This window comes from Microcoleus sp. N3A4, from assembly GCF_036701805.1.
Taxonomy (GTDB): domain Bacteria; phylum Cyanobacteriota; class Cyanobacteriia; order Cyanobacteriales; family Microcoleaceae; genus Microcoleus.
Genome location: NZ_JAUBRJ010000061.1, coordinates 29,370 through 49,350, shown reverse-complemented (window position 1 = coordinate 49,350; position 19,981 = coordinate 29,370). Strand labels below are relative to the sequence as shown.

At 46.1% G+C, this 19,981-nt stretch carries 19 protein-coding genes; 11 read left to right on the top strand and 8 right to left on the bottom strand.

The features are described 5' to 3' along the window. Positions 1-376: 376 nt before the first annotated feature. The 7 genes from QUA56_RS27445 to QUA56_RS27415 form a co-directional block, all read right to left on the bottom strand. The gene (locus QUA56_RS27445) at positions 377-1,699 is read right to left on the bottom strand and encodes a CO2 hydration protein (RefSeq protein WP_333364348.1); all 1,323 of its coding nucleotides are present in this window, start codon (positions 1,697-1,699) and stop codon (positions 377-379) included. Between the two features lie 177 nt (positions 1,700-1,876). Then, entirely contained in the window at positions 1,877-3,430 is a 1,554-nt protein-coding gene (locus QUA56_RS27440; protein WP_333364345.1) for an NADH-quinone oxidoreductase subunit M, read from the bottom strand. Between the two features lie 214 nt (positions 3,431-3,644). Beyond that, the gene (locus QUA56_RS27435; RefSeq protein ID WP_333364343.1) at positions 3,645-4,364 is read right to left on the bottom strand and encodes a carbonic anhydrase; all 720 of its coding nucleotides are present in this window, start codon (positions 4,362-4,364) and stop codon (positions 3,645-3,647) included. Between the two features lie 128 nt (positions 4,365-4,492). Then, positions 4,493-6,352 (bottom strand): NAD(P)H-quinone oxidoreductase subunit F, encoded by a 1,860-nt coding sequence (locus tag QUA56_RS27430; RefSeq protein WP_333364340.1) that lies wholly within the window; start codon positions 6,350-6,352, stop codon positions 4,493-4,495. A gap of 554 nt (positions 6,353-6,906) precedes the next feature. Then, complete coding sequence (locus QUA56_RS27425) at positions 6,907-7,899, bottom strand: glycosyltransferase (protein WP_445242953.1); 993 nt, start codon at positions 7,897-7,899, stop codon at positions 6,907-6,909. Between the two features lie 390 nt (positions 7,900-8,289). Then, positions 8,290-9,405: a phospho-N-acetylmuramoyl-pentapeptide-transferase gene (gene mraY / locus QUA56_RS27420; protein WP_333364338.1), complete on the bottom strand. Its 1,116-nt coding sequence runs from the start codon at positions 9,403-9,405 to the stop codon at positions 8,290-8,292. 130 nt (positions 9,406-9,535) lie between these two features. Then, on the bottom strand, positions 9,536-9,775 hold the full coding sequence (locus QUA56_RS27415) for a DUF3134 domain-containing protein (RefSeq protein ID WP_172190580.1): 240 nt from the start codon (positions 9,773-9,775) through the stop codon (positions 9,536-9,538). A 149-nt stretch (positions 9,776-9,924) separates the two neighbouring features. On the opposite strand from QUA56_RS27415, the gene QUA56_RS27410 reads away from it, so the two are divergent. From QUA56_RS27410 to QUA56_RS27400, 3 genes are all read left to right on the top strand, one after another. Further along, positions 9,925-11,859 carry a glycosyltransferase gene (locus QUA56_RS27410; protein ID WP_333364335.1) on the top strand — a complete coding sequence of 645 codons (1,935 nt, stop codon included), beginning with the start codon at positions 9,925-9,927 and terminating at the stop codon, positions 11,857-11,859. A 164-nt stretch (positions 11,860-12,023) separates the two neighbouring features. Continuing rightward, positions 12,024-12,608, top strand: a complete 585-nt coding sequence (locus QUA56_RS27405) for a PAP/fibrillin family protein (RefSeq protein WP_333364332.1) — start codon at positions 12,024-12,026, stop codon at positions 12,606-12,608. An 83-nt stretch (positions 12,609-12,691) separates the two neighbouring features. Further along, a complete protein-coding gene (locus tag QUA56_RS27400) occupies positions 12,692-13,132 on the top strand; it encodes a retroviral-like aspartic protease family protein (RefSeq protein WP_333364329.1) in 441 nt (146 codons plus the stop codon). A gap of 39 nt (positions 13,133-13,171) precedes the next feature. Here QUA56_RS27400 and QUA56_RS27395 read toward each other — a convergent pair whose 3' ends face one another. Further along, positions 13,172-13,411, bottom strand: a complete 240-nt coding sequence (locus QUA56_RS27395; RefSeq protein ID WP_333364327.1) for a helix-turn-helix transcriptional regulator — start codon at positions 13,409-13,411, stop codon at positions 13,172-13,174. Positions 13,412-13,574: 163 nt separating this feature from the next. On the opposite strand from QUA56_RS27395, the gene QUA56_RS27390 reads away from it, so the two are divergent. The 8 genes from QUA56_RS27390 to QUA56_RS27355 all read left to right on the top strand — a co-directional run bounded on the left by QUA56_RS27390 (position 13,575) and on the right by QUA56_RS27355 (position 19,954). After that, on the top strand, positions 13,575-13,835 hold the full coding sequence (locus tag QUA56_RS27390; protein WP_333364324.1) for a hypothetical protein: 261 nt from the start codon (positions 13,575-13,577) through the stop codon (positions 13,833-13,835). A 160-nt stretch (positions 13,836-13,995) separates the two neighbouring features. Further along, positions 13,996-14,664, top strand: a complete 669-nt coding sequence (locus tag QUA56_RS27385; RefSeq protein ID WP_333364321.1) for a Uma2 family endonuclease — start codon at positions 13,996-13,998, stop codon at positions 14,662-14,664. A gap of 185 nt (positions 14,665-14,849) precedes the next feature. Beyond that, the gene (locus QUA56_RS27380) at positions 14,850-15,104 is read left to right on the top strand and encodes a type II toxin-antitoxin system ParD family antitoxin (RefSeq protein ID WP_333364318.1); all 255 of its coding nucleotides are present in this window, start codon (positions 14,850-14,852) and stop codon (positions 15,102-15,104) included. Between the two features lie 140 nt (positions 15,105-15,244). Next, positions 15,245-15,406, top strand: a complete 162-nt coding sequence (locus QUA56_RS27375; protein ID WP_333364315.1) for a type II toxin-antitoxin system RelE/ParE family toxin — start codon at positions 15,245-15,247, stop codon at positions 15,404-15,406. 136 nt (positions 15,407-15,542) lie between these two features. Then, on the top strand, positions 15,543-15,836 hold the full coding sequence (locus tag QUA56_RS27370; protein ID WP_333140545.1) for a DUF433 domain-containing protein: 294 nt from the start codon (positions 15,543-15,545) through the stop codon (positions 15,834-15,836). Next, positions 15,833-16,177: a DUF5615 family PIN-like protein gene (locus tag QUA56_RS27365; protein ID WP_333364311.1), complete on the top strand. Its 345-nt coding sequence runs from the start codon at positions 15,833-15,835 to the stop codon at positions 16,175-16,177. The genes QUA56_RS27370 and QUA56_RS27365 overlap by 4 nt, the downstream gene beginning before the upstream one ends. A 164-nt stretch (positions 16,178-16,341) precedes the next feature. After that, positions 16,342-17,157: a PD-(D/E)XK nuclease family protein gene (locus tag QUA56_RS27360; RefSeq protein WP_333364308.1), complete on the top strand. Its 816-nt coding sequence runs from the start codon at positions 16,342-16,344 to the stop codon at positions 17,155-17,157. Between the two features lie 226 nt (positions 17,158-17,383). Beyond that, complete coding sequence (locus tag QUA56_RS27355) at positions 17,384-19,954, top strand: DHH family phosphoesterase (protein ID WP_333364306.1); 2,571 nt, start codon at positions 17,384-17,386, stop codon at positions 19,952-19,954. The last annotated feature ends 27 nt before the right edge of the window (positions 19,955-19,981 follow it).

The window sequence follows — 19,981 nt, the reverse complement described above, 5'->3', positions numbered from 1 at the left end:
CGTGAGGCTATTTCTGCCCATTCTTGTGACTTGGCTCGGCCTGAGCTCATTCCCTTCTTTCAGACCTGAATCCTTACCACATATTTTTTTTGCAAGAGGTCTATTAATTATTTGTTATTTGTTTTCGCGATCTCGTTTGCGGTTGTCTCCGAATGATTTCACCGCAGATAACGCAGAGAAATCAGAGTAAAAGAAGAGAGAGATGAATGATTGCGATGCCAACTGCCTTAATATTATATCACTTTTGAAACGGCTTAAAAAAACTCTGATTTTTCCCAGTCGGTTTCAACCGACTCGCAGCTCTGAGCCAGGGGTTTAAACCCCTGGCTAACGGACTGGCGAACTTTTCAGCTAAGATGCCTCCCGCAAACATCCTTTACCTGTAATCCGAAGTCTGAATACTCTTCAACTTCGCAGCATATTTCATACCGTACTCCGGGCGGCAGAAGCGATCGAGCTGAGCCTCAAAGAAAGCCCTATTTGCCTTCAAATGCTTGGGATTCGGGTCATCTAAGGGATACAGAAGCGCCGTCCGCAAAGCTTGAATCACCGCCGAAGTAACGCAGTACATCGATCGCTGAAATGTCACCCCAATTTGATTGAGGATATCATCTTCGCCGCGACAGCGCTGTTTGTAGAAATCCATCAAATAAGGTGGCAGGAAATGCAGCATATCTTGTGCTAGCAAAGTTGGCGGAATGCCCGCCGTACCTACCAGGAATTTGTCTGCATAAAGCACTCCGTAGTGGAAGTCTTTTTGTTCGTCAGGAACTTCCCTAGCTTGAGCGTTGTAAGATTTGGTCCCTCGGAACGGCGAAGTGCGATAAAATATAGCTTCCACGTAAGGTAACGCTGCTTCGTAAAGCCAAGTGAAACCCTTAGATTTGGGGATGATTTCGTAGGTTTCACCGTCGATTTGAACGTGGTGGTAAATCGGACGACCGGCGATCGCAAATATGCCATTTACCAGGAAATCCATCGCTTGCGGGACTGTGGTAACTTTCCCTTCATCGTAAAGATCCGAAACTTCAAAAAACACCGGTGCCATTACTTCCCAGAATAAACCGAGATTGCTGTAATAAGACATTTGGCGGCACTGTTCTAAAAACATTTCGGGGAATGCTTTGTGAAGTGCCAGCATGAACGGGTCTTTTTTGAAGTAAGCTTTAATTGCCCGATCGGCATTAGCCTTATATTCGTCAGTGTCCAAATAAGGATCGAATTGATTGGTAGGCACGTACAAGCCCCGGTGCCAAAGCATTGACCTCATGCACTCTTCCGCAAATTCCATGTTAATGCGATCGTGCCACAAATGGTGAAACAGCCGCGGCATTTTACCAGTTTCACCCTTTTTCATGAACTCCAAAAGTTCCGGGTGTGCGCTTCCAGTCCCGCGCCAAATCCGCAAATCTGCACCGTCGCCTGCATAGTGATTTTGCAAGTCTAAATACTCCTGGGGCAAGAAGTATTTAAAGAAAGGAAGCGGCTGTAAAAATACCCGTTCGGCGATGTAAAGCAAATCCCGCCAGTAGAAATCCATCGGCACTGCGTAAGCTTTCCAGATAGCGATAATTTGCATCAGATTTTCCGGCGTATCTGGAATCATCGCTCCGCCGGCTTCTAGTCTGTGAATTACTTCAGCAAATTCGTGCTTGGAAGGAGGTAGTTTAGTTGCTGGTTTATTAGGGGTATGTACCATTGTTGTTTCCTTTGATTGAGTGAATCTCAATATTTTGAGTTCTTGCAAAAAGCTGCGATTATTTAACTGGTTCTCCGGCTTTGCTTGGAAACCGATATCCATGCCAGAACCGGAAAATTGGAGGCAGAGCCTCGGGATTTGCGTTACCAGGCAGAGCCTGGTAACGAGTAGATTCTCTTAGTCCGCGTCGGCGGACTTCGTTTGTGTAGACGCGATTTCAATCGCCGAGGAGTCGATGGGATAGCTAATAGCTATTTGGGTATTTCTGTCCGCCGGCAGAGTAGCAACGATCGCATTTGTAGTAGATTCGCTCCACTTGAGCAGCCAAGCAGGTTGAATTCCCAAAACGAAAATGATGCCCGCCAAAACCAGCGCCGGCATATTTTCAGCAAACGTAACTGGAGGGTAGTAAGCCGTGGCATTGTCCAACTTCCCAAAACAGGTGCGGTTGAGCAGAATTACAAAGTAAACTGCTGTTAAACCTGAAGCTAAAATGCAGAGTAAAGTGGGAATTGGAAAGATCGAAAAACTGCCTTGAAATACTAAGAATTCGGCAATAAAACCCACCAAACCCGGAATTCCGGCGCTTGCCATGCCGCCCAAAACTAACAGGGAACTGGCAGTTGGTAAACCCCGCATCGGGTTCATCAAACCGTTGAGCACGTCCAAATCCCGGGTGCCAACTTTGGTTTCGATGATGCCTACCAAATAAAACAGCAAAGCTAAAATTAAGCCGTGGCTTACCATTTGCCCGACAGCGCCGATTAATGCCAGCTTCGTACCCGCGGCGCAGGCAACGAGGATGTAACCCATATGTCCGATCGAACTATAGGCTACCATGCGCTTGATGTCTTTTTGGGCGATCGCGCTCAAAGCACCGTACATCACGCTCACAGTCCCGATAATCGCTAAACCCGGAGCGATAATTGACCAAGTTTCGGGAAACAACTGCAAGCCGAACCGCACTAAACCGTAAGTTCCCAACTTTGCCAAAATCCCTCCCAGCAGAATTGCTGTTGCTGGCGAAGCTTCGACGTAAGCATCAGGCAGCCAAGTATGCAGCGGTACTAAGGGAATTTTAATTCCCAACCCAACTAGCACAATTGTTAGCAGGATCAATTGCGTTCTCAAGGGCAATTCTTGAGTGTTAATCGCAGTGTAATCGAAATTTAAAGAGCCACTCAGCCAAGCAACACCCAAAAATCCCGCTAAAACTAAAAATCCCGAAACAGCCGTGTAAATCAAAAACTTCATGGCAGCGTATTCTCGCTGCTTTCCGCCCCAAATCGCAATCAACAGGTAAAAAGGAATTAATTCTACTTCGTAGAACAGTACAAACAGCAGCAAATTTTGAGACATCAAAGCTCCGGCAATACCAGCATTGATCAGCAAAATCAAAGCGTAGTAAAGCTGGGGCCTAGCCATCTCTTTGCCAGTGCCGTAAATGACTAATAGCGTCAGCAAAGCACTTAAAACCAGCAGCGGCAAGGACAAGCCGTCAATGCCCAAGTTGTAGCTCAAACCTAATTGTGGAATCCAAGGCAAATATTCTTGAAATTGCAGTCCAGAATTGGCTGGATCGAATTGAGTCAACAGCCAAATATTGACAAGGAAAACAGCAGCAGCAAAAGCCGAGGCTATTGAACGCAGACGCATCCCATTGATGTTTCCGGGCAAGAACCCGACTACCGCAGCGCCCAACGCGGGCAACCAGAGCAAGGTACTAAGCATAATGTGTCAAGAGTGAAGAGTAAAGAAACAATTTTGCACGCTATTGTCTTTGATAATTTGAGAGTTGAGATGTTACAGTCCTGGACGAAGGTGTCACAATTAAATCTGTAGGTTGGGTTGAACGAAGAGAACCCTACGCTTCGCTCCGCCCAACGTCAACTAGAAGATTGTGTTGGGTTTCATTCTTCAACCCAACCTACGTATATTAATTGCATCAGGACTCAGAAAGAATACTTACTCTCCCCGTGTCTAAATCGTAATATGCACCGACAACTTTCAGTTTGTTCTCCGCAATTAACTTAGAGATAACTGGAGAGGCTTTCAACCTGTTAGCTTGCAGCACAACATTGGCTTTTGAGGCATTCTCTAGCCTGTCGCCCGCTTGGTTTTTCGATCTTTCAACAGCAGGCTTAATTGCCTCGATCAAACTGCCAATTTGACCGGGAACTTGAGCTCCTTTGATGGTTGCGTCTACCGCACCGCACCTTTTATGCCCGACTACCACAAGCACTTTTGCTCCCAGTACCAGCGTGCCAAATTCCAGGCTGCCAATTTCTTCTGGAGTAGTAACATTTCCGGCCACGCGACACACAAATAAATCTCCCAATCCCTGATCGAAGATAATCTCGGAAGGAAAGCGGGAATCTGCACAGCCGAGAATAGCAGCAAAGGGTTTTTGAGCTATGGCAACTTCGAGGAGGCGGGGTAAGTCTTGGTGGGGACTTTGGCGTTTTTTGTCAACAAACCGCTGGTTCCCGTCCATTAACTGTTTCAGAGCTGCATCGGGAGTCAAGTCATTTTGAGCAATTACTGGTTCGGGTGCAGCCAAATCAGCGCCTGCTCGTGCTGCGAGTATTCCTGTACCAATGGCTCCGGCGACAAATTTGAGTGAATTGCGCCGGGAAAGATTGAATTGTATGTGATTTTGGTTCATTGATTTTGCCTTGTTGTATTGAGTTGGAAATCTTTGTTAAAGACTTCATTTACTGTTTAAAAACCTCGCTGTCAACTGTCAACTGTCAACTGTCAACTGTCAACTGTCAACTATCAAATATCAACTATTTACCCACCCACAATCAGCGACAGGCGAGCTAGCAAAGGCCAGCTTATGAGCAGTCCCAAAAGTGCAACTCCGAACAGAATTGTCAGGGCGTAAAACTGAGTTTGACCGTTAACGTTGTACTTGAGGCTTTGCCCGCCGAAAACGGTTGCAAAACCGATTAAGTTCGCGAATCCGTCAACAATATTGCGATCGACCCAAGAGATAACTCGAGCAACTAGACCGACGGCAAATATCACTGTCACCCGGTAAAGTTGGGCGGTGTAAAAGTCGTAGGCAAAAAAGTCTTGCAGGGCTTGAGAACCGATTCGCACCGGTTTTTGCCATTTTTCGTTCAGGTAAACAAACGCTCCGGCACCGATGCCGATCGCCGTTGACACAACTAGCAGTCCACTGGCGGTATAATTCAAACTCGCCCCAGGTAATAACTGCCACGCCGCCAGCAAGTGCGGAACGTGCAAAGTAAAGCCCATTAAAACAGTCATCGGCAAGATAAAAGGCCAGTGAACTTCTGGCGAACGTTCGGTCATTTGCTTTGGTTTACCGCCAAAAACTAAACCGAAGACGCGCACTAAGCCAAAAGCAGTGACGCCGTTGACAAACAGCACTATTCCTAACAAGAAAGGATGAGTTTCCCAAAGCCCGGATGTGAAGTCTTCTAAAGCCCAGAAACAGCCGAAGGGCGGCAGTCCCACCAATCCAGCGCTACCGACAATAAACGATATCGCCGATATCGGCCGCTTTCCCCACAAACCGCCGAGAGCTCGGACATCCTGAGTGACGCTGTTCCAAACTACCGAACCGATGCTCATCACCAGCAAACCCATTGCCAAGGTGTAGGCAAATATCAATGTCAGGGCTGTCTGGGCTTGCCCGGTGCCGACGGCGATAAATACTAAGCCCATGTAAGCGCTGACTATATAGGAAAGCGTGCGTTTGATGTCAATTTGGGCGATCGCAATTAATGAAGCACCCACCGCCGTCGCAGCGCCTACAATAATAGTTGTCGTCATCCCCACGGGCGACAAAGCAATCACCGGCTGCAACTTAATCAATATCCAAGCACCAGTTTCCACAACTACGGTGTTCCGCAAAATCGTCGCCGGCAGCGGGCCTTCCATCGCCTCATCCAGCCACAGGTGCAAGGGAAACTGAGCGCACTTACCCATCGGGCCGGCAATCAAAGCTAAAGTCAACAGCGTCGCGACAGTGGGATCAAGCTTTGCAGTCTGGGCCCAAACAGCCAACTCGTCAAAATTCCAAGTTCCCGCCAGCGGCAGAATGGCAACTACCCCCATCAGCAGGAATAAATCTCCCACCCGCTTGGTTAAGAAAGCGTCCCGGGCTCCTGTCACCACCAAAGACTGATTGAACCAAAGCCCGACTAGCAGGTAAGTACCCAAAGTCAGAACTTCCAAAATCATGTAGCTGAAAAACAGGGAATTGCACAACACCAAGCCGCACATCCCCGCTTCAAACAGCCCCATCAGGGAAAAGAACCTAGCCCAGCCCCAGTCCATTTCCATGTAACCGAAAGCATAAATCTGCGCCAGCAAGTTCAGTCCGGTAATCAAAACAGTCGCCCCGACGGTTACAGCAGAGATTTCCACGGGAATGGTTAAGTCTAAACCTGCTACGTTAAGCCAGGGAATCAACTGGTGCCGGGCCGGTTGGTTCCAAATAGCTGTCAGGGCGATGACGCCGTGTAGGAAAGCGAACAAGGTTAATATGGCGTTTACGTAACCGGACGGTCTGGGCCCGGTGCGGCGGGTAACTGCCGGAAACCACAGCATTGACAGAACTCCGCCGATGAGTGGATAGCAAGGTATAAACCAAACTGTCTGGAGTAAGATTTGAGCCATTGGCATTACCTGTAAAGGTTACAAAGATTTAAAAATCTGAGAATAATTCCGATGCGCTGACGACAGCAGTGGAAAGCCCGAAGGCAGAAGTAAAGAAAATTTCGGGGTTTGCCTCTGAGTTCCTTCCCGTCGTCAAACCGAACCCATCAGAATCGACTTAATTAATTTTATATTAAGGATTACGTTAAATTTTCATATTTCTAATTCAGCATATCTATATGCACCAATAAACTGCACTTATAGGTATTTAGAGGCGGGGATTGTATACAAAAGAATATTTTTCGATCGCACATCTTGCACTATTTTGAGGAACAGGCTTTCCGGCCTGTTCCACTCATAGTTCAATTTTTTTGTGGGTGCACCATTTTGAGGAAAAGGCAAGATGCCTGTTCCACAACAGTTCACTTTTTTTGTGGGGAGTAGGGGTTGGGATCTTCTAGTCTGCCCGTGAAAGGCTTATTTAGAACAAGCAAGATGCCTGTTCCACTCATAGTTCTATTTTTTTTGTGGGGTGGGCATCTTGCCCGCCCGTGAAAAACTTATGCTCTAAAATATTAAAACCGCTCAATTTCCCAAGCTGATTCGGGAAGTTTGGCTTGGCGCTGTCCGATCGCCCTTGACCTCACATTCAAAAGACCGATCGGCGTATTAAACAAATCTACCAGATCGGCTCGGGCGATCCTCTTCGTTGGCGTAGCCCCCGTAGGGGCGGGCTTCGCTAACGCACTTTTGGCAGCAGCCACAGGCAATTCTTTTAACAGCCATCTAGCCAGCCGGTAAAAATATTCCGGTGCTGTCAATTCTCGCATCAAATCGACACCGTGGAGTTCGTGCAAATATTGATTAGATTCGCCGTAGCGATACCATTGACTTTGTAACTGTTTTATTGTAGAACGGTGGCGGTGTCGGACGATCGCATTTTCAGCAAAATACAATTTATAGGATGTTTCTCGCAAAATCCGCCAACACAAGTCAGCATCGCCGCCGCTGGTGAGGTAAGGGCGAAATAATCCTATTTGTTGTAAAACGAGCCTCCGTACAGCTAAATTGGCGGTTTGACCGTAGGGACAAAAAGGGTGAGCGAGTGTATGTTTTTGAGATAAAGTATTTTGGCGATCGGCGTGCTGTTCTAAAATAGTTTTACCGGGTAATGCAACTATTTCCCCAGCGCTAATTCCTATTTCTAAGTCAACAAATGGCTTAACTAAATTTTCCAGCCAGTCAGATTCCGGGCGACAGTCTGCATCGGTAAATGCAATGATTTCGCCTTTGGATGCGCGAATTCCTTGATTGCGGGCGGCGTAAGAACTTTGAATCAGGTTTTCGGTGAGGGGGCGAATGTTGATATCTCTTTCCCTGCCCGAATCTGAGAATGTTTGGAGAATGGTTGAAGTGCGATCGCGGCTGTTGTTGTCTACTATGAGATATTCTACTCTGTCGATCGGATAAGTTTGCGATCGCAGGCACTCAATTAAATCCGGCAAATCTGCCTCGCCGTTATAAATTGGGACTATCACCGAAATGTCCGGTAACAACATTTTAATCATTCAAAAACAACCGTAAACGATAGCATAACTAATATTGAGTCAGATTAAACGAACCGCGAAGGCGCTAAGGACGCGAAGAAATAGAAATAAGGAAATGTAGTTCTTCCTTCGCGCTATCAGCGTCTTCGCGGTTCTTCAAATAATTAAAAAGCATCGGAATTAATATTATCGACAGCCAGGAAACGGCACTGCCGTTTCCTCTATATCATGTCGCTCGTGCAACCGGAAACGATATCAATTCTCAAAATTATAACTTCGGAGCCTTAAACAGGCAAAATGCCTGTTCCACAAATGCATTCAGTTCTTGTGGAACAGGCATCTTGCCTGTTGCTTTCAAGTAGTAGAAAATATCTCTTACATCCCCTGTGCAGTCCGTCACTCAATCCGTTCTCAACTGTTGCTAGTCAACATCAGAATCATTAAAACCAGAACCCCGTTAGTCAAATAAAAGATACCAACTACCTGAGTTTCCAACCAGCCGCACAACTCTAAATGATGGTGCAGCGGAGCCATTTTTAATAGACGCTTGCCGATTCCATCCGGGCCTTTTGTAGCTTTGTAATAACCTACTTGAGCAATTACTGACAGCGTTTCAATAAAGAAAATCCCGCTGATAATTAATAATATCCAAAGGCTATTTGTCAATAAACCTACCGCACCCAACGCACCGCCCAAAGCTAAAGCACCTGTATCGCCCATAAACACGCTGGCTGGATTGCGGTTGTGTGCTAAGAAACCGAGACAACTGCCGCTGGTACAGGCGCAAAATATCATTAATTCTGGCGAAGTTGAGGCTACAGATGCGCCCAATCCCAAAAGTGCGATCGCCCCCAAACCTCCCATCAACCCGTCAATGCCGTCGGTAATATTGGTGGCGTTGCTTTCAGCTACTAGCACAAAACCCGCCAGCGGCCAAAACAGCAAACCTAAAGGCAATACCCAACCGAAAGGCAAAGCAATGCTGGTAGAAATACCTGGATTTCGGAACATCAGCCACAGACAAAATAGAGCTGCAAAACTTATTTGCAAAACCAATTTCATTCGAGGTGAAATACCTTTGTTCGACTTGCGGCGCAGAATTTGCCAGTCGTCGAGCCAGCCAATGAAACCGTAAGCTAAAGTTAAAGCCGATACGGCAACAACATCTGAGTTAAACTTAGACCAAAGTAAAGCGACTGCGACCCCCGCAGGTACAAAAAATATCCCTCCCATTGTCGGCGTTCCCGCCTTTTTTAAATGAGCTTGCGGGCCGTCTTCGCGAATTACTTGTCCTGCTTTTAGTTGCTGGAGTAAAGGCACAACTGCAGAGCCCAAAACCCATGCAACTACTGCACAAACAATTAGCGGCATAAATAGCGATGCAGGCGTGTTTAAAAGTCTACCCGCTGCTACATCTAAACCGATCGCTACAATGCTGATTCCCAAACCCAACAGCAGGAATAAATTCCTGCCTGTAAGTTTGAAAGGCAGACTAAAAGGGATTTTTTCATCCACAAAGTTATCCATAACACTCCTCACCACACACGATTTGAGAATAAGCAATTGACAATTGGGGAATAGGGTGCAATACAGGAGATTGGGAAATCTCTTAGTTTTTCTTCCCTGTTTCCGGTTGATTCCTTCACCCTTCTACCAGTTATTCTTCGCCTACACTCGCATCCTCTTCTACTTCCTCTTCTAAATCGTCGTAAGGACTGTCGTCAACTGCCATCAGTTCGGAAATTTCTTCTTCGTGCAGATAGTCTGGTTCTTGGACATCCCTTGCTAACAGGCGATTGTTAGATTCCAACCAGTCTAAAAGAGAAGATTGCTGCTTTAATGGAATTACATCCGCAGGCAAGTGGCGAGGTATTTGACGCAGAGATGGGTTGTACATGATTCTCGGTTTCTAAAGACAAAGACGCGATCGAGTAGAGGTAACGTTTTGCCGACGGACTGCTTCTTCAATCAAACACTTGCCAATCGGGCATTTAGCAAGGCTAAAGCATTATACCACAAGCTCCGTTTGGTTCCGGATTGGATAAGATGGGAGACCTCCAAGACGATCGCCCCAATCATGGGCCTCAGAATAACATTAAAATCCGCTCTTGCCAATCCTTTTTTAGCCGTAAATATTGTAATCTGAGACGATCGTCTTTAAGATGTCGCGACACGCGGCGATCGTCTTGCAGGGCTTCGCTAACGGAAGCGGTTGATTCACAAGAATCTCCTGGTTTTCGATCGAACCCTTATCCCGAAAGCCCTCTGGCTTCTTCAGTCAACTCTCGATCGATAAATCTCAGCATGGATACAACGGCGGCGGTTTTATACAGCAAAGAGGGTTACGACACCGGAGGGAAAAGACTTCTGGGGCGTCATTCAGCCGGAGAAGGGTTTCTCAAAAGCTTAGTCCAACACGGAACCGCTGACTCTCTCTACTGTTGCGCCGATAGCAAAACAACCTTTAAAGAATTTTGTTCGCACATCCAACCTTGGCTGCAACAACCTCGGAAAGTCCGGTGGATTCCGACGGAACGACCGGATTTGCTATCTCAACCGGGCACAATTTACCGGCCCGATCCGGCCCTCTCGCAGATAGTTTGGGCCCGCAGATTTATCGATCAGCGGGCTTACAGCGTTTGCGGCGTTACTCACACCATCGGTACAAAATACGTCATGGAGGCGATCGGCGATTTGATCGCCGCACCGATGCAGCCTTGGGACGCCCTGATCTGCACCTCTGCAGCCGTGAAAACAGCAGTAGAAGGAGTTATGAGGGAGTGGTCTGAGTATTTAGCGCAGCGCAACGGCGGTCAACCGGAAATTTTGGTCAAATTGCCGATTATTCCCCTAGGAGTTGATTGCAGCGCCTTTCCGCAGGGTGTGGAAGCAGTTAATAGTCGCCGCCAACTGCGGCAAGAACTCGGCATTTCTCCCGGCGATATAGTTGTGTTATTCGTCGGTCGATTGACTTTTTCGGCAAAAGCTCATCCGGTACCGATGTACATCGCCCTAGAGGCCGCCGCACAACAGACAAAAGCCAGAATCCACTTAATTCAAGCTGGTTGGATCGAAGATCCGAGAGAAGAACCCGACTTTAAAAATAGCGCGCAAATCTTTTGTCCCTCCGTGAATGCTATTTTTTTAGATGGGAGAAAGCCCGAAATTAGAATAAATATTTGGTCTGCCGCCGACATTTTCATTTCGCTTTCCGACAACATTCAAGAAACCTTCGGACTGACACCAATTGAAGCAATGGCCAACGGACTGCCAGCCATAGTCTCCGACTGGAACGGATACAAAGAATCAGTACGCCACGAAATAGACGGCTTCCGCATTCCAACTCTACTCCCGCCCCCGGAATCTTGTTTAGATTTAGCGCTAAATTATCTCGACGGCAGCTTAAATTGGCCGACTTACATGGGTCACACTTCCCTAGCCACAGCAGTTGACATTGATTTTTGCACCCGCGCTTTGTGCCAATTAATTGAAAACCCCGAATTGAGAAAGCGGATGGGGGAAAATGCCAGACAAAGGGCGAGGGAAATTTATGATTGGAAAGTAGTAATTGCTGCTTACGAACAGTTGTGGCGGGAATTAGCAGAAATTCGCGTTTGGGCACCAGAGTCAGCACCTTTAAAATCTGGGAAACCGCCTTATCCCCTGGGCGACGATCCGTTTCGGGTATTGGGTCATTATGCGACTAAAACTTTAAGCAATGATATGATGCTGAGTCTGGGTGCGATCGCCACACCAGAACTTTTAAAGCAGGTACAGACAATTTGGTTTACCAGTTTTGGTGACGATAGGAGAATCTCTGTTAACATTCAGATGGAGATATTGGATACAATTAAGCAAGAAGGTGCTGTCAGCGTGGGCGAAGTTATCAGACGCTACGTTAAAAACGAGCAAGAATTAGCCTACCTGTATCGTACTCTGCTTTATCTGGTGAAATTTGGTATTTTAGTTATTAGTTGTTAATACTCGGCGATTGAAGTATTCGGCGATTGAAATCGCTCAAGAGTCAAACAAAGTCCGCCTGCGCGGACTGAAGAAAAGATCGATCAGACTTTTGCCTCACGTTCGATAATTAATCCGTGTATTCGTGTCAAAATTCTTGTCGTGCCTTCGTTCTAAAAAAAACTATGCTGAAAAAATCTGCACTATTAGAGATAATTGCTGGTAAGAATCGCGGTTTGCTGGCCACTCCCAGCGACAAACAGACGATTTTAAGTGCGATCGCCCAATTGGAAGATTACAACCCCACACCGCGCCCTGTCGAAGCCGCAGAGCTTTTAAATGGCGATTGGCGTTTATTGTACACCACCAGCCGCGAACTGCTGAATCTTGACGGTTTTCCCTTGGTGAAATTGGGTCAAATTTATCAATCTATCCGAGTTGAAGAATCTAAAGTTTACAACATTGCCGAGCTTTACGGCTTGCCTTATTTGGAAGGAATCGTCAGTGTAGCGGCGAGATTTGAGGCGACTTCGGAACGTCGAGTGCAGATAAAATTTGAACGATCAATTTTGGGATTGCGCCGGTTGATTGACTATGAATCTCCAGTCAAGTTTATCAATGAGATTGAGTCGGGGAAAAAGTTCGCTGCTGTAGATTTCGGGCTGGATACTCGCGAACAGCAGGGATGGCTGGATATTACTTATTTGGACAGGGATTTGCGGATTGGACGGGGGAATAAAGACAGTGTTTTTGTCTTGACAAAAGAGTGATTTTGTGATGTGTGATTAAGTGCGATCGCTCTTTTACCTGAAAGTTGCAATCAGTCTAAAATGATACCGAGAGAGATATAATTATGACATCAACAATCAAAGAAACAATGGGCAAAATTACCACAACGCTGACAATCACGAATCGCCTCGACCAAGGTAAAGCAGAAGATAATCTAATTCCGGCTGACCAAATACGTTCTATTACAATCAAAAATGTGCTGGTAGATACTGGGGCGACTACTTTATGCCTGCCGCAGGATGCGATCGCCAAACTCGGTTTAAAACTCCTGAAAACAGTGCCTGTAGCAACGGCAACAGGCATCGGTACGGCACGCATTTTTGAAGATGCAAAAATTTCATTAATGGGAAGAGACGCGACTTTTGAGTGCATAGAACTGCCCGCAGGAGCCGATCCGTTATTGGGCGTCATCCCGTTAGAAGCATTAGGAATTGAATTAGATTTGCAGAAACAAACACTCGTGCTGTTGCCACTGAGTCCGACGGCTAGTTATTTAAGAATTTGAATTTAGCAGTTAGGAAATAACCTAAAATGCAATTTATTGTTACTCCGTCGGTTTTTCCTGTTCTTTCTTTTCCATCGGCATTGACTTTTTGACAGCTAGCACCAACTCCGCTTCGGTACATCGATACAAGTCCCTCATTCGGAATACTTGCCAAACTTCCATTTTTGGCAATGTTCGGCTTTTTTCCCAGTTACGAATTGAAGATTCAGCGCATTCTAGTTCCCGTGCTACGTCTACGATTTTCAGCCCTGCACGTTCTCTCAAGGCTCTCAAATCCATAGCTGAACAAACCTTTTGACTCGAATTCCGTTAAAACTTACCGTTAACTCTTGACGGAAGTGGTAAGTTTGGTGTTTAATCATAGTAGTAGAGGCGTTAGTCGATTTCCGGCAAGAGACTTACTAACGCCCTTTTCTGTACTCCTTACGAATACCAGACGATTATGACACAAAACGGTTATCAACAGGGATTCCCCGCGAATCCTCGGGCGATCGCGTACCAAAAACGGCTTTACCCTTGGGCGATCGCCAAACTCATGCCCAGTATGCAGCGGGCGATTGTAGGGCGATTTCGCAGTCGATCGGATGCTGACGGACACTTGCTGTGTCTGCGTCAACTGATGCCTCAAGCAACGCTTGTCGTAGTCTTTGACTTGCAACCAGACTTAGAAGTACCAATTGCAGCGCCCACAGCAATTCGATAAACACAAGGATTGCGATCGCCCCAATTCGGGGCAGACACGGGGGCACCACCCCTACAAATAGCCTGAATCAGGCGTGTTTTGTAGGGGAAATCCCCCCGTGGTTGCCCCGATATTACGCACTTCAGTTAGGATAAAATTATCCTTAATTTGCTTTTGAATCATGACTTCTACAACTGCAAAATTCATCGTGTCTCAAGTAGGTGAAATCCCGCAATGGCAAGCCGCCACATGGGAAGATTATGTAGCTGCTTGCGAAGATCCATCTTTGGAAGAAGCCAGAATATTGTTTTATGAAGGATATCTTTGGATAGACATGGGTAATGAAGGAATTAATCACGCCAGATTTAACAACCTCTTGACTCTGGTGTTTGGATTTTGGTTTGTCAGCAAAGGAGGACAAGCTTTCGATGATTTGGGTGGATGTGTAATTGAGAAGCCAAAGGTGGGAGGAGGTGCACCAGATAAAGTTTTATACATCGGCGGAGATTTCCACCAATGGCAAAAAGGTGAACCGCGCCGAGTCAATCTGAATAAATCGCGAATCCCGGATTTAGTGATAGAAACTTCCGATACTACTTTGACGAGCGATTTAGATCAAAAGAAGCGCTTGTATGCTGCTTTGGGAATTCCTGAGTATTGGGTAGTAGATATTAAGGGCGAGAGAGTTTTGGCATTTCGCTTGCAGGAAAACGGGAAATATCAAGAATGCGAAATTTCCGGTGCGCTTGAAGGATTGCCAATTGCTTTGCTGTCGGAGACTTTGAAACTTTTGGGTGAGGGAAATGGGACGGCGGCGATGTGGTTTGCCCAACAAATTGGGAATTTGTAGAGAGATTGGCTGAAAGGGCGTTAGCGAAGCCCTCGAAGAGGATCGCGAGCGATTTAAAATAATTTTTTCAAGCTCGAATCTAGGGCGGCCACAATTTATGAATATTTTGATATTTGTGCTAAGCTAATCTACAAAAGATGTCACGATCGTGCAGTAACCTTTCTCTGATTTAAAGGAGCAAGTCAATGAATATTGTCTTAAAACCGGAATACGAAGAGTTTATTCAATCGCAAATTCAAAGCGGAAAATATGGCAGCGCTGAAGAACTAATTGGAGAAGCGATCGCACTTTTAAGAGAACGAAAACAATGCATCGAAGAACTCCGCCAGAAAATAGCAGTGGGAACTGCACAAATTGCTAAGGGACAAGTGACAGATGGAGAACTTGTGTTTGCCAAAATTCAAGAAAAGATCGATCGAAGAGAACAGTCAGGGGCATGAACAGTTATACATTTTCAGATGAAGCCGTCCGAGACTTGAATGAGATTTGTGAGTACATTGCTGGCAATAGTTCCAGGGCAGCCAGCGAGCTTTTTGATGCAATTCGTCAAAAATGTAAACTTGTCGCCTAATTTCCCAATATGGGCAAACGCTATGAGAGGTTATCCCCCAACTTGCGCGGATTTATTGTTAGGGATTATTTAATTTTTTATTACCCGAGATCGGACGGGATTGATATTGCTCGCGTGCTGCGGGGCGATCGAGACTTGGAATTATTGTTTTCAGAGTTAGGGGAAGATTAATTAGCGTTGGATCGATCTGAACGGGCGATCGCACTTGGAAAAAAGGGCGATCGCGCTTAATGCTTCTCAATTTTTTGCACACTTTTAGCTTAAATAATAACATATAATAAAAATATATCTGCCCTGTTAATCTGCCATGAATGTACAATCTGTTTCGCGTTATGTCGCACGTCACCCTGAAATCTTGCAAAGCGAACCCATAATCGCAGGAACCAGGACTTCCGTTCGGGCGATCGTGGAATTGTGGCGTTTGGGTATTACTCCTGAAGAAATCCCCATGCACTTACCTCACCTGAAATTAGCTCAAATTTTTGACGCGCTGAGCTTTTATTTGGATAACCAGGAAGAAATAAATACTTATATTGAGCGCAATCGAATTCCTGAAGAATTGATTCATCCTGCTGTTAAAGCTGCAATGAGAAAGCCGTGAAACTGTTTGCAACTATTTATACAGATGAAGATGTTTCTAGGCTTGTAGCTACTTTACTGCTGGCTAGAGGGTTCGATGTGACGACAACCAGCGAACAGGGAATGCTGAGTAAATCCGATAGCCAACAATTAGCTTACGCAGCATCTATTGAGCGATGTTTGCTCACCCATAATCGCGTAGACTTTGAGCGACTGCATCTAGATTATATGACAGAAGGAAAACAACATTCTGGAATTATTGCGAGCCCTCAAAAGAACGCCTATGAGATTGCTCAACGGGTTGCCATTTTATTAAATACGCTAACGGCTGATGAAATCGCTAATCAGCTTTTATATGTATAAAGCGATCGCACTCTAGCCCCAAAAACCGATCGCACTCTCCTCCAAAAACGCGATCGCCCTAATTTATCTGCGTTTATCTCCGTCCATCTGCCGACATCTGCGGTTAAAAAAATATCTATACCGCTTACAATCATAAAAAATCTAAAATCTAAAATTATAAAAAAATGCTCCGACTCTCCCAAACTCAACTCAAAATCCTCGAAGAATGCCCCCGCAAATTCCAACACAGTTACCTAGAACTCCTAGCCACCACCGCATCCCCAGAACACAAAGAAAAACTCACATGGGGAAGCCACTTTCACCTATTAATGCAGCAGCGAGAACTCGGACTTCCCATTGAATTTATCATCCAACAAGACCCCGAACTGGGACGCTGCGTGGCAGCCTTTATCAACACTGCACCCGAACTTTTCGCCAATTCCGAAAATAGCGACAACATTTTCCGCCAAGCCGAACACCCCCGCACCCTAATTTTCCAAGACTACCTATTCACCGTTATCTACGACTTATTAATAGCCGAACCAAACGCCGCCCAAATTCTCGACTGGAAAACCTATCCCCGCCCTCAAAAATCAAAATGGATAGCCGAAAGTTGGCAAACTCGCCTCTATTTATATGTCTTAGTGGAAACCAGCGACTATTCCCCCGAACAAGTTTCTATGACATACTGGTTTGTACAATTGCAAGGAGAAGAACCGCCGCAAAAACTCACATTTTATTACAACCAAACAGAACACGATCGCACAAAACAAGATTTAACCAACCTCTTGCAGCAGCTAACCGACTGGCGACAGCGCTATACCGAAGGCGGTGAATTCTTACCCCAAGTAGAAATTAGTTCCAATCTTTGCGATTCCTGTCAATTTGCCACTCGCTGCAACCGCACACCAGAAATCAAAGCTTCCTCACCAAATCTTCCGGCAGAAACTCCCACAGATTGGGTGCCAAATCTTGCTATAATCGACGAAATATTTATTTAATATATAAACAAGCCCCCAAATTTTACTCGTTACTAGGCTCTGCCTGGTAACGCCAATACGGAGGCTCTGCCTCCAATTTTCCCGATCGTAAGCGAGGCAGAGCCTCTGGAAATGGGTTCCCAGGCAGAGCCGGGGAACCAGTGACTCGCTTAAGTTTTATTTAACAGACAAACAAGCCCCCGGATTCATCTGCGATCGCAATCTAAAATCTAAAATCTAAAATCGGATGGCAGAACTACCTCAAAACTGGCAAAATCAACCCTTACCCCAACCCCCAGCTTGGCTGATCCAAGCTGTCAGAAACCACGCACCAGAACTACCCGGAAACTATGCCGCCGCACTTCTGTGGTATAGAGGAATTCAAAATCCCGAACAAATACCCGGTTTCTTAAATCCCAAACTTTATCAACCAGCAAGTCCCTTTGAATTCGGACTAGAAATGAACTGGGCGATCGCCAGAATCCAGCAAGCAAGAAATAGCGGAGAAAAAGTCGCCATTTGGGGAGATTTTGACGCCGACGGCATTACCTCAACTTCCGTACTTTGGGACGGACTGGGAGAATTTTTTACTCAAAATGACCAACTAACTTATTACATTCCCAACCGCTTAACCGAATCTCACGGACTCAATATCCCGGGAATAGATGCCTTAGCAAAATCGGGAATTAGCTTAATTATTACCTGCGACACCGGCAGTACAAACATCGCCGAAATCGAATACGCCACAAGTTTAAACATCGATACAATTGTCACCGACCATCATACATTACCAGACGATCGCCCGCCAGCTACAGCCATTATCAATCCCCGCTACTTTCCCCCCAACCACCAACTATTTAACCTTTCAGGAGTTGGAGTAGCTTACAAATTAGTTGAAGCATTATATCACACATTACCCGATATTCCGCAGCGCCCGCTCACGGACTTATTAGAATTAGTGGCGATCGGCTTAATTGCCGATTTAGTTCAACTTACAGGAGACAGCCGCTACCTAGCACAAATCGGCATCGAACAACTGCAAAAACAACTCGCAAATCCCACGCGCCCGGGAGTTGCAAAATTGCTCGAACTGTGCAAAAGATCGGGCGATCGCCCAACCGACATTTCCTTCGGCCTCGGCCCCCGAATCAACGCCGTCAGCCGCATTCAAGGCGACGCCAACTTCTGCGTAGAACTCCTCACCAGCCGCGACAAAAAACGCTGCGAAGAACTAGCAAATTTAACCGAAATTGCCAACTCCAGGCGCAAATCTTTACAAAAAGATGTTGCCAAAGATGCCGCCCACAAATTAGCCAAACTCGACCTCTCAACTACTAGCGTCATCGTCCTCAGCGACCCCCAATGGCCCGTAGGAGTATTAGGATTAGTAGCGGGAAAAATCGCCCAAGAATACGGACGCCCCGTAATTTTATTCAGCACCGAAGGAACCGAAGAAATTAACACAAATCTTCCCGAAACGCATTTAATCGAGTCTTTAGAAGCAAAATCACAAACACTTTCCCAATCCAAAATCGCCCGTGGTTCGGCGCGTTCAGCCAATCAAATCGACCTTTACCAATTAGTCAAAGACCAAGCACATTTATTGCACAGATTCGGCGGTCATCCCTTCGCCGCCGGCTTGAGTCTCCCCGTTGAAAATATCCCTCTATTTACCGATGCTGTTAATCAGCAACTGCGACAACAATACAGCACAGATAGTTTAACAGCCGTTACCGTTCAAGCCGACCTCACAGTTACTGTCTCCGAATTAGGCAAAGAGTTATTTCAAGAACTAAAATTGCTCGAACCTTGTGGGATGGGCAACCCCGCCCCAAAATTGCTGATTGAAAACTGCTGGTTTAAAAATATCTACAATAGGAATATTAAAGATTTAAAAGGAAAAGAAGTAAAGTATATCAAAACTTCTTTTGAAATTTGCGATGAATCTAGCGATACAGGATTTCCCGGCATTTGGTGGGAACACTACCGAGACGAAATTCCTGAAAGTCGGTGCGATGCTATAGTAGAACTAGACTTTAATAGCTATGAATCTCGCTATGAAGTGCCACACTATGAAGTGCGGTTGATAGCAGTGCATTGCCGCACGGAAGAAGGCAAAATAAATTCGCCGACTCCAATAGATTGGATCGTAGACTGGCGCAATAGAAATAACGATGCAGAGTTGTTAGCAGCCAGCACAAACTTAGAATCTCCAATGTCAGCGGAAAATCTAGTTTACAATTCCGAAAAGGTCGATCGCGAAAACTCGATCGTCCTCAAAGAATGCCCCGCAAGCTGGGACGAACTGCGGATCTGGTTTCGGCAAGCACAGCACACTCAGAAAAAACTCGCGATCGCCTACACATTACCTCCACTCGTACCCCCACAGCAAATCTGCCAACAGCTAATCGGCATCGCCAAATACCTCAGCCGCACCAAAAAACCCGTCACCAGACAGCAACTCCGCCAAAAACTCGGCATCAGCGACACCTCCCTGCAACTGGGGTTCAAAACCCTAACATATCTCGGTTTCAAAATCAATTATCGCGATCGAGCTTTCCACATCACCAGACAACCCGAAACCGCACACCGTGAAGACGCCCCAGAACACTTCCCCCAACCCTTATTAGATAGCCAATCCATCCAATTTTCAGTGCCAAATTCCCCCATCGCCGCCCGTTTTGCAGCGCAATTCCTAGCAGCACTCTCCGAAGAACAATTCCGGCGGAAATATTTCTGTGAAGTACCCCTTTCCACCATTCAATCGATCGCCCGAGAGACCGTTTTCCAAGAAGATTCTACAGCAAATCCCTTTTAACTGAAATCTTGCACCATTCTCAATTAC

Excerpts from the sequence above, each read along its gene's own strand:
- QUA56_RS27445 (WP_333364348.1), bottom strand. The coding sequence starts at position 1,699 with ATGGTACATACCCCTAATAAACCAGCAACTAAACTACCTCCTTCCAAG.
- QUA56_RS27440 (WP_333364345.1), bottom strand. The coding sequence starts at position 3,430 with ATGCTTAGTACCTTGCTCTGGTTGCCCGCGTTGGGCGCTGCGGTAGTC.
- QUA56_RS27435 (WP_333364343.1), bottom strand. The coding sequence starts at position 4,364 with ATGAACCAAAATCACATACAATTCAATCTTTCCCGGCGCAATTCACTC.
- QUA56_RS27430 (WP_333364340.1), bottom strand. The coding sequence starts at position 6,352 with ATGGCTCAAATCTTACTCCAGACAGTTTGGTTTATACCTTGCTATCCA.
- QUA56_RS27425 (WP_445242953.1), bottom strand. The coding sequence starts at position 7,899 with ATGATTAAAATGTTGTTACCGGACATTTCGGTGATAGTCCCAATTTAT.
- mraY (WP_333364338.1), bottom strand. The coding sequence starts at position 9,405 with ATGGATAACTTTGTGGATGAAAAAATCCCTTTTAGTCTGCCTTTCAAA.
- QUA56_RS27415 (WP_172190580.1), bottom strand. The coding sequence starts at position 9,775 with ATGTACAACCCATCTCTGCGTCAAATACCTCGCCACTTGCCTGCGGAT.
- QUA56_RS27410 (WP_333364335.1), top strand. The coding sequence starts at position 9,925 with ATGGGAGACCTCCAAGACGATCGCCCCAATCATGGGCCTCAGAATAAC.
- QUA56_RS27405 (WP_333364332.1), top strand. The coding sequence starts at position 12,024 with ATGCTGAAAAAATCTGCACTATTAGAGATAATTGCTGGTAAGAATCGC.
- QUA56_RS27400 (WP_333364329.1), top strand. The coding sequence starts at position 12,692 with ATGACATCAACAATCAAAGAAACAATGGGCAAAATTACCACAACGCTG.
- QUA56_RS27395 (WP_333364327.1), bottom strand. The coding sequence starts at position 13,411 with ATGGATTTGAGAGCCTTGAGAGAACGTGCAGGGCTGAAAATCGTAGAC.
- QUA56_RS27390 (WP_333364324.1), top strand. The coding sequence starts at position 13,575 with ATGACACAAAACGGTTATCAACAGGGATTCCCCGCGAATCCTCGGGCG.
- QUA56_RS27385 (WP_333364321.1), top strand. The coding sequence starts at position 13,996 with ATGACTTCTACAACTGCAAAATTCATCGTGTCTCAAGTAGGTGAAATC.
- QUA56_RS27380 (WP_333364318.1), top strand. The coding sequence starts at position 14,850 with ATGAATATTGTCTTAAAACCGGAATACGAAGAGTTTATTCAATCGCAA.
- QUA56_RS27375 (WP_333364315.1), top strand. The coding sequence starts at position 15,245 with ATGGGCAAACGCTATGAGAGGTTATCCCCCAACTTGCGCGGATTTATT.
- QUA56_RS27370 (WP_333140545.1), top strand. The coding sequence starts at position 15,543 with ATGAATGTACAATCTGTTTCGCGTTATGTCGCACGTCACCCTGAAATC.
- QUA56_RS27360 (WP_333364308.1), top strand. The coding sequence starts at position 16,342 with ATGCTCCGACTCTCCCAAACTCAACTCAAAATCCTCGAAGAATGCCCC.
- QUA56_RS27355 (WP_333364306.1), top strand. The coding sequence starts at position 17,384 with ATGGCAGAACTACCTCAAAACTGGCAAAATCAACCCTTACCCCAACCC.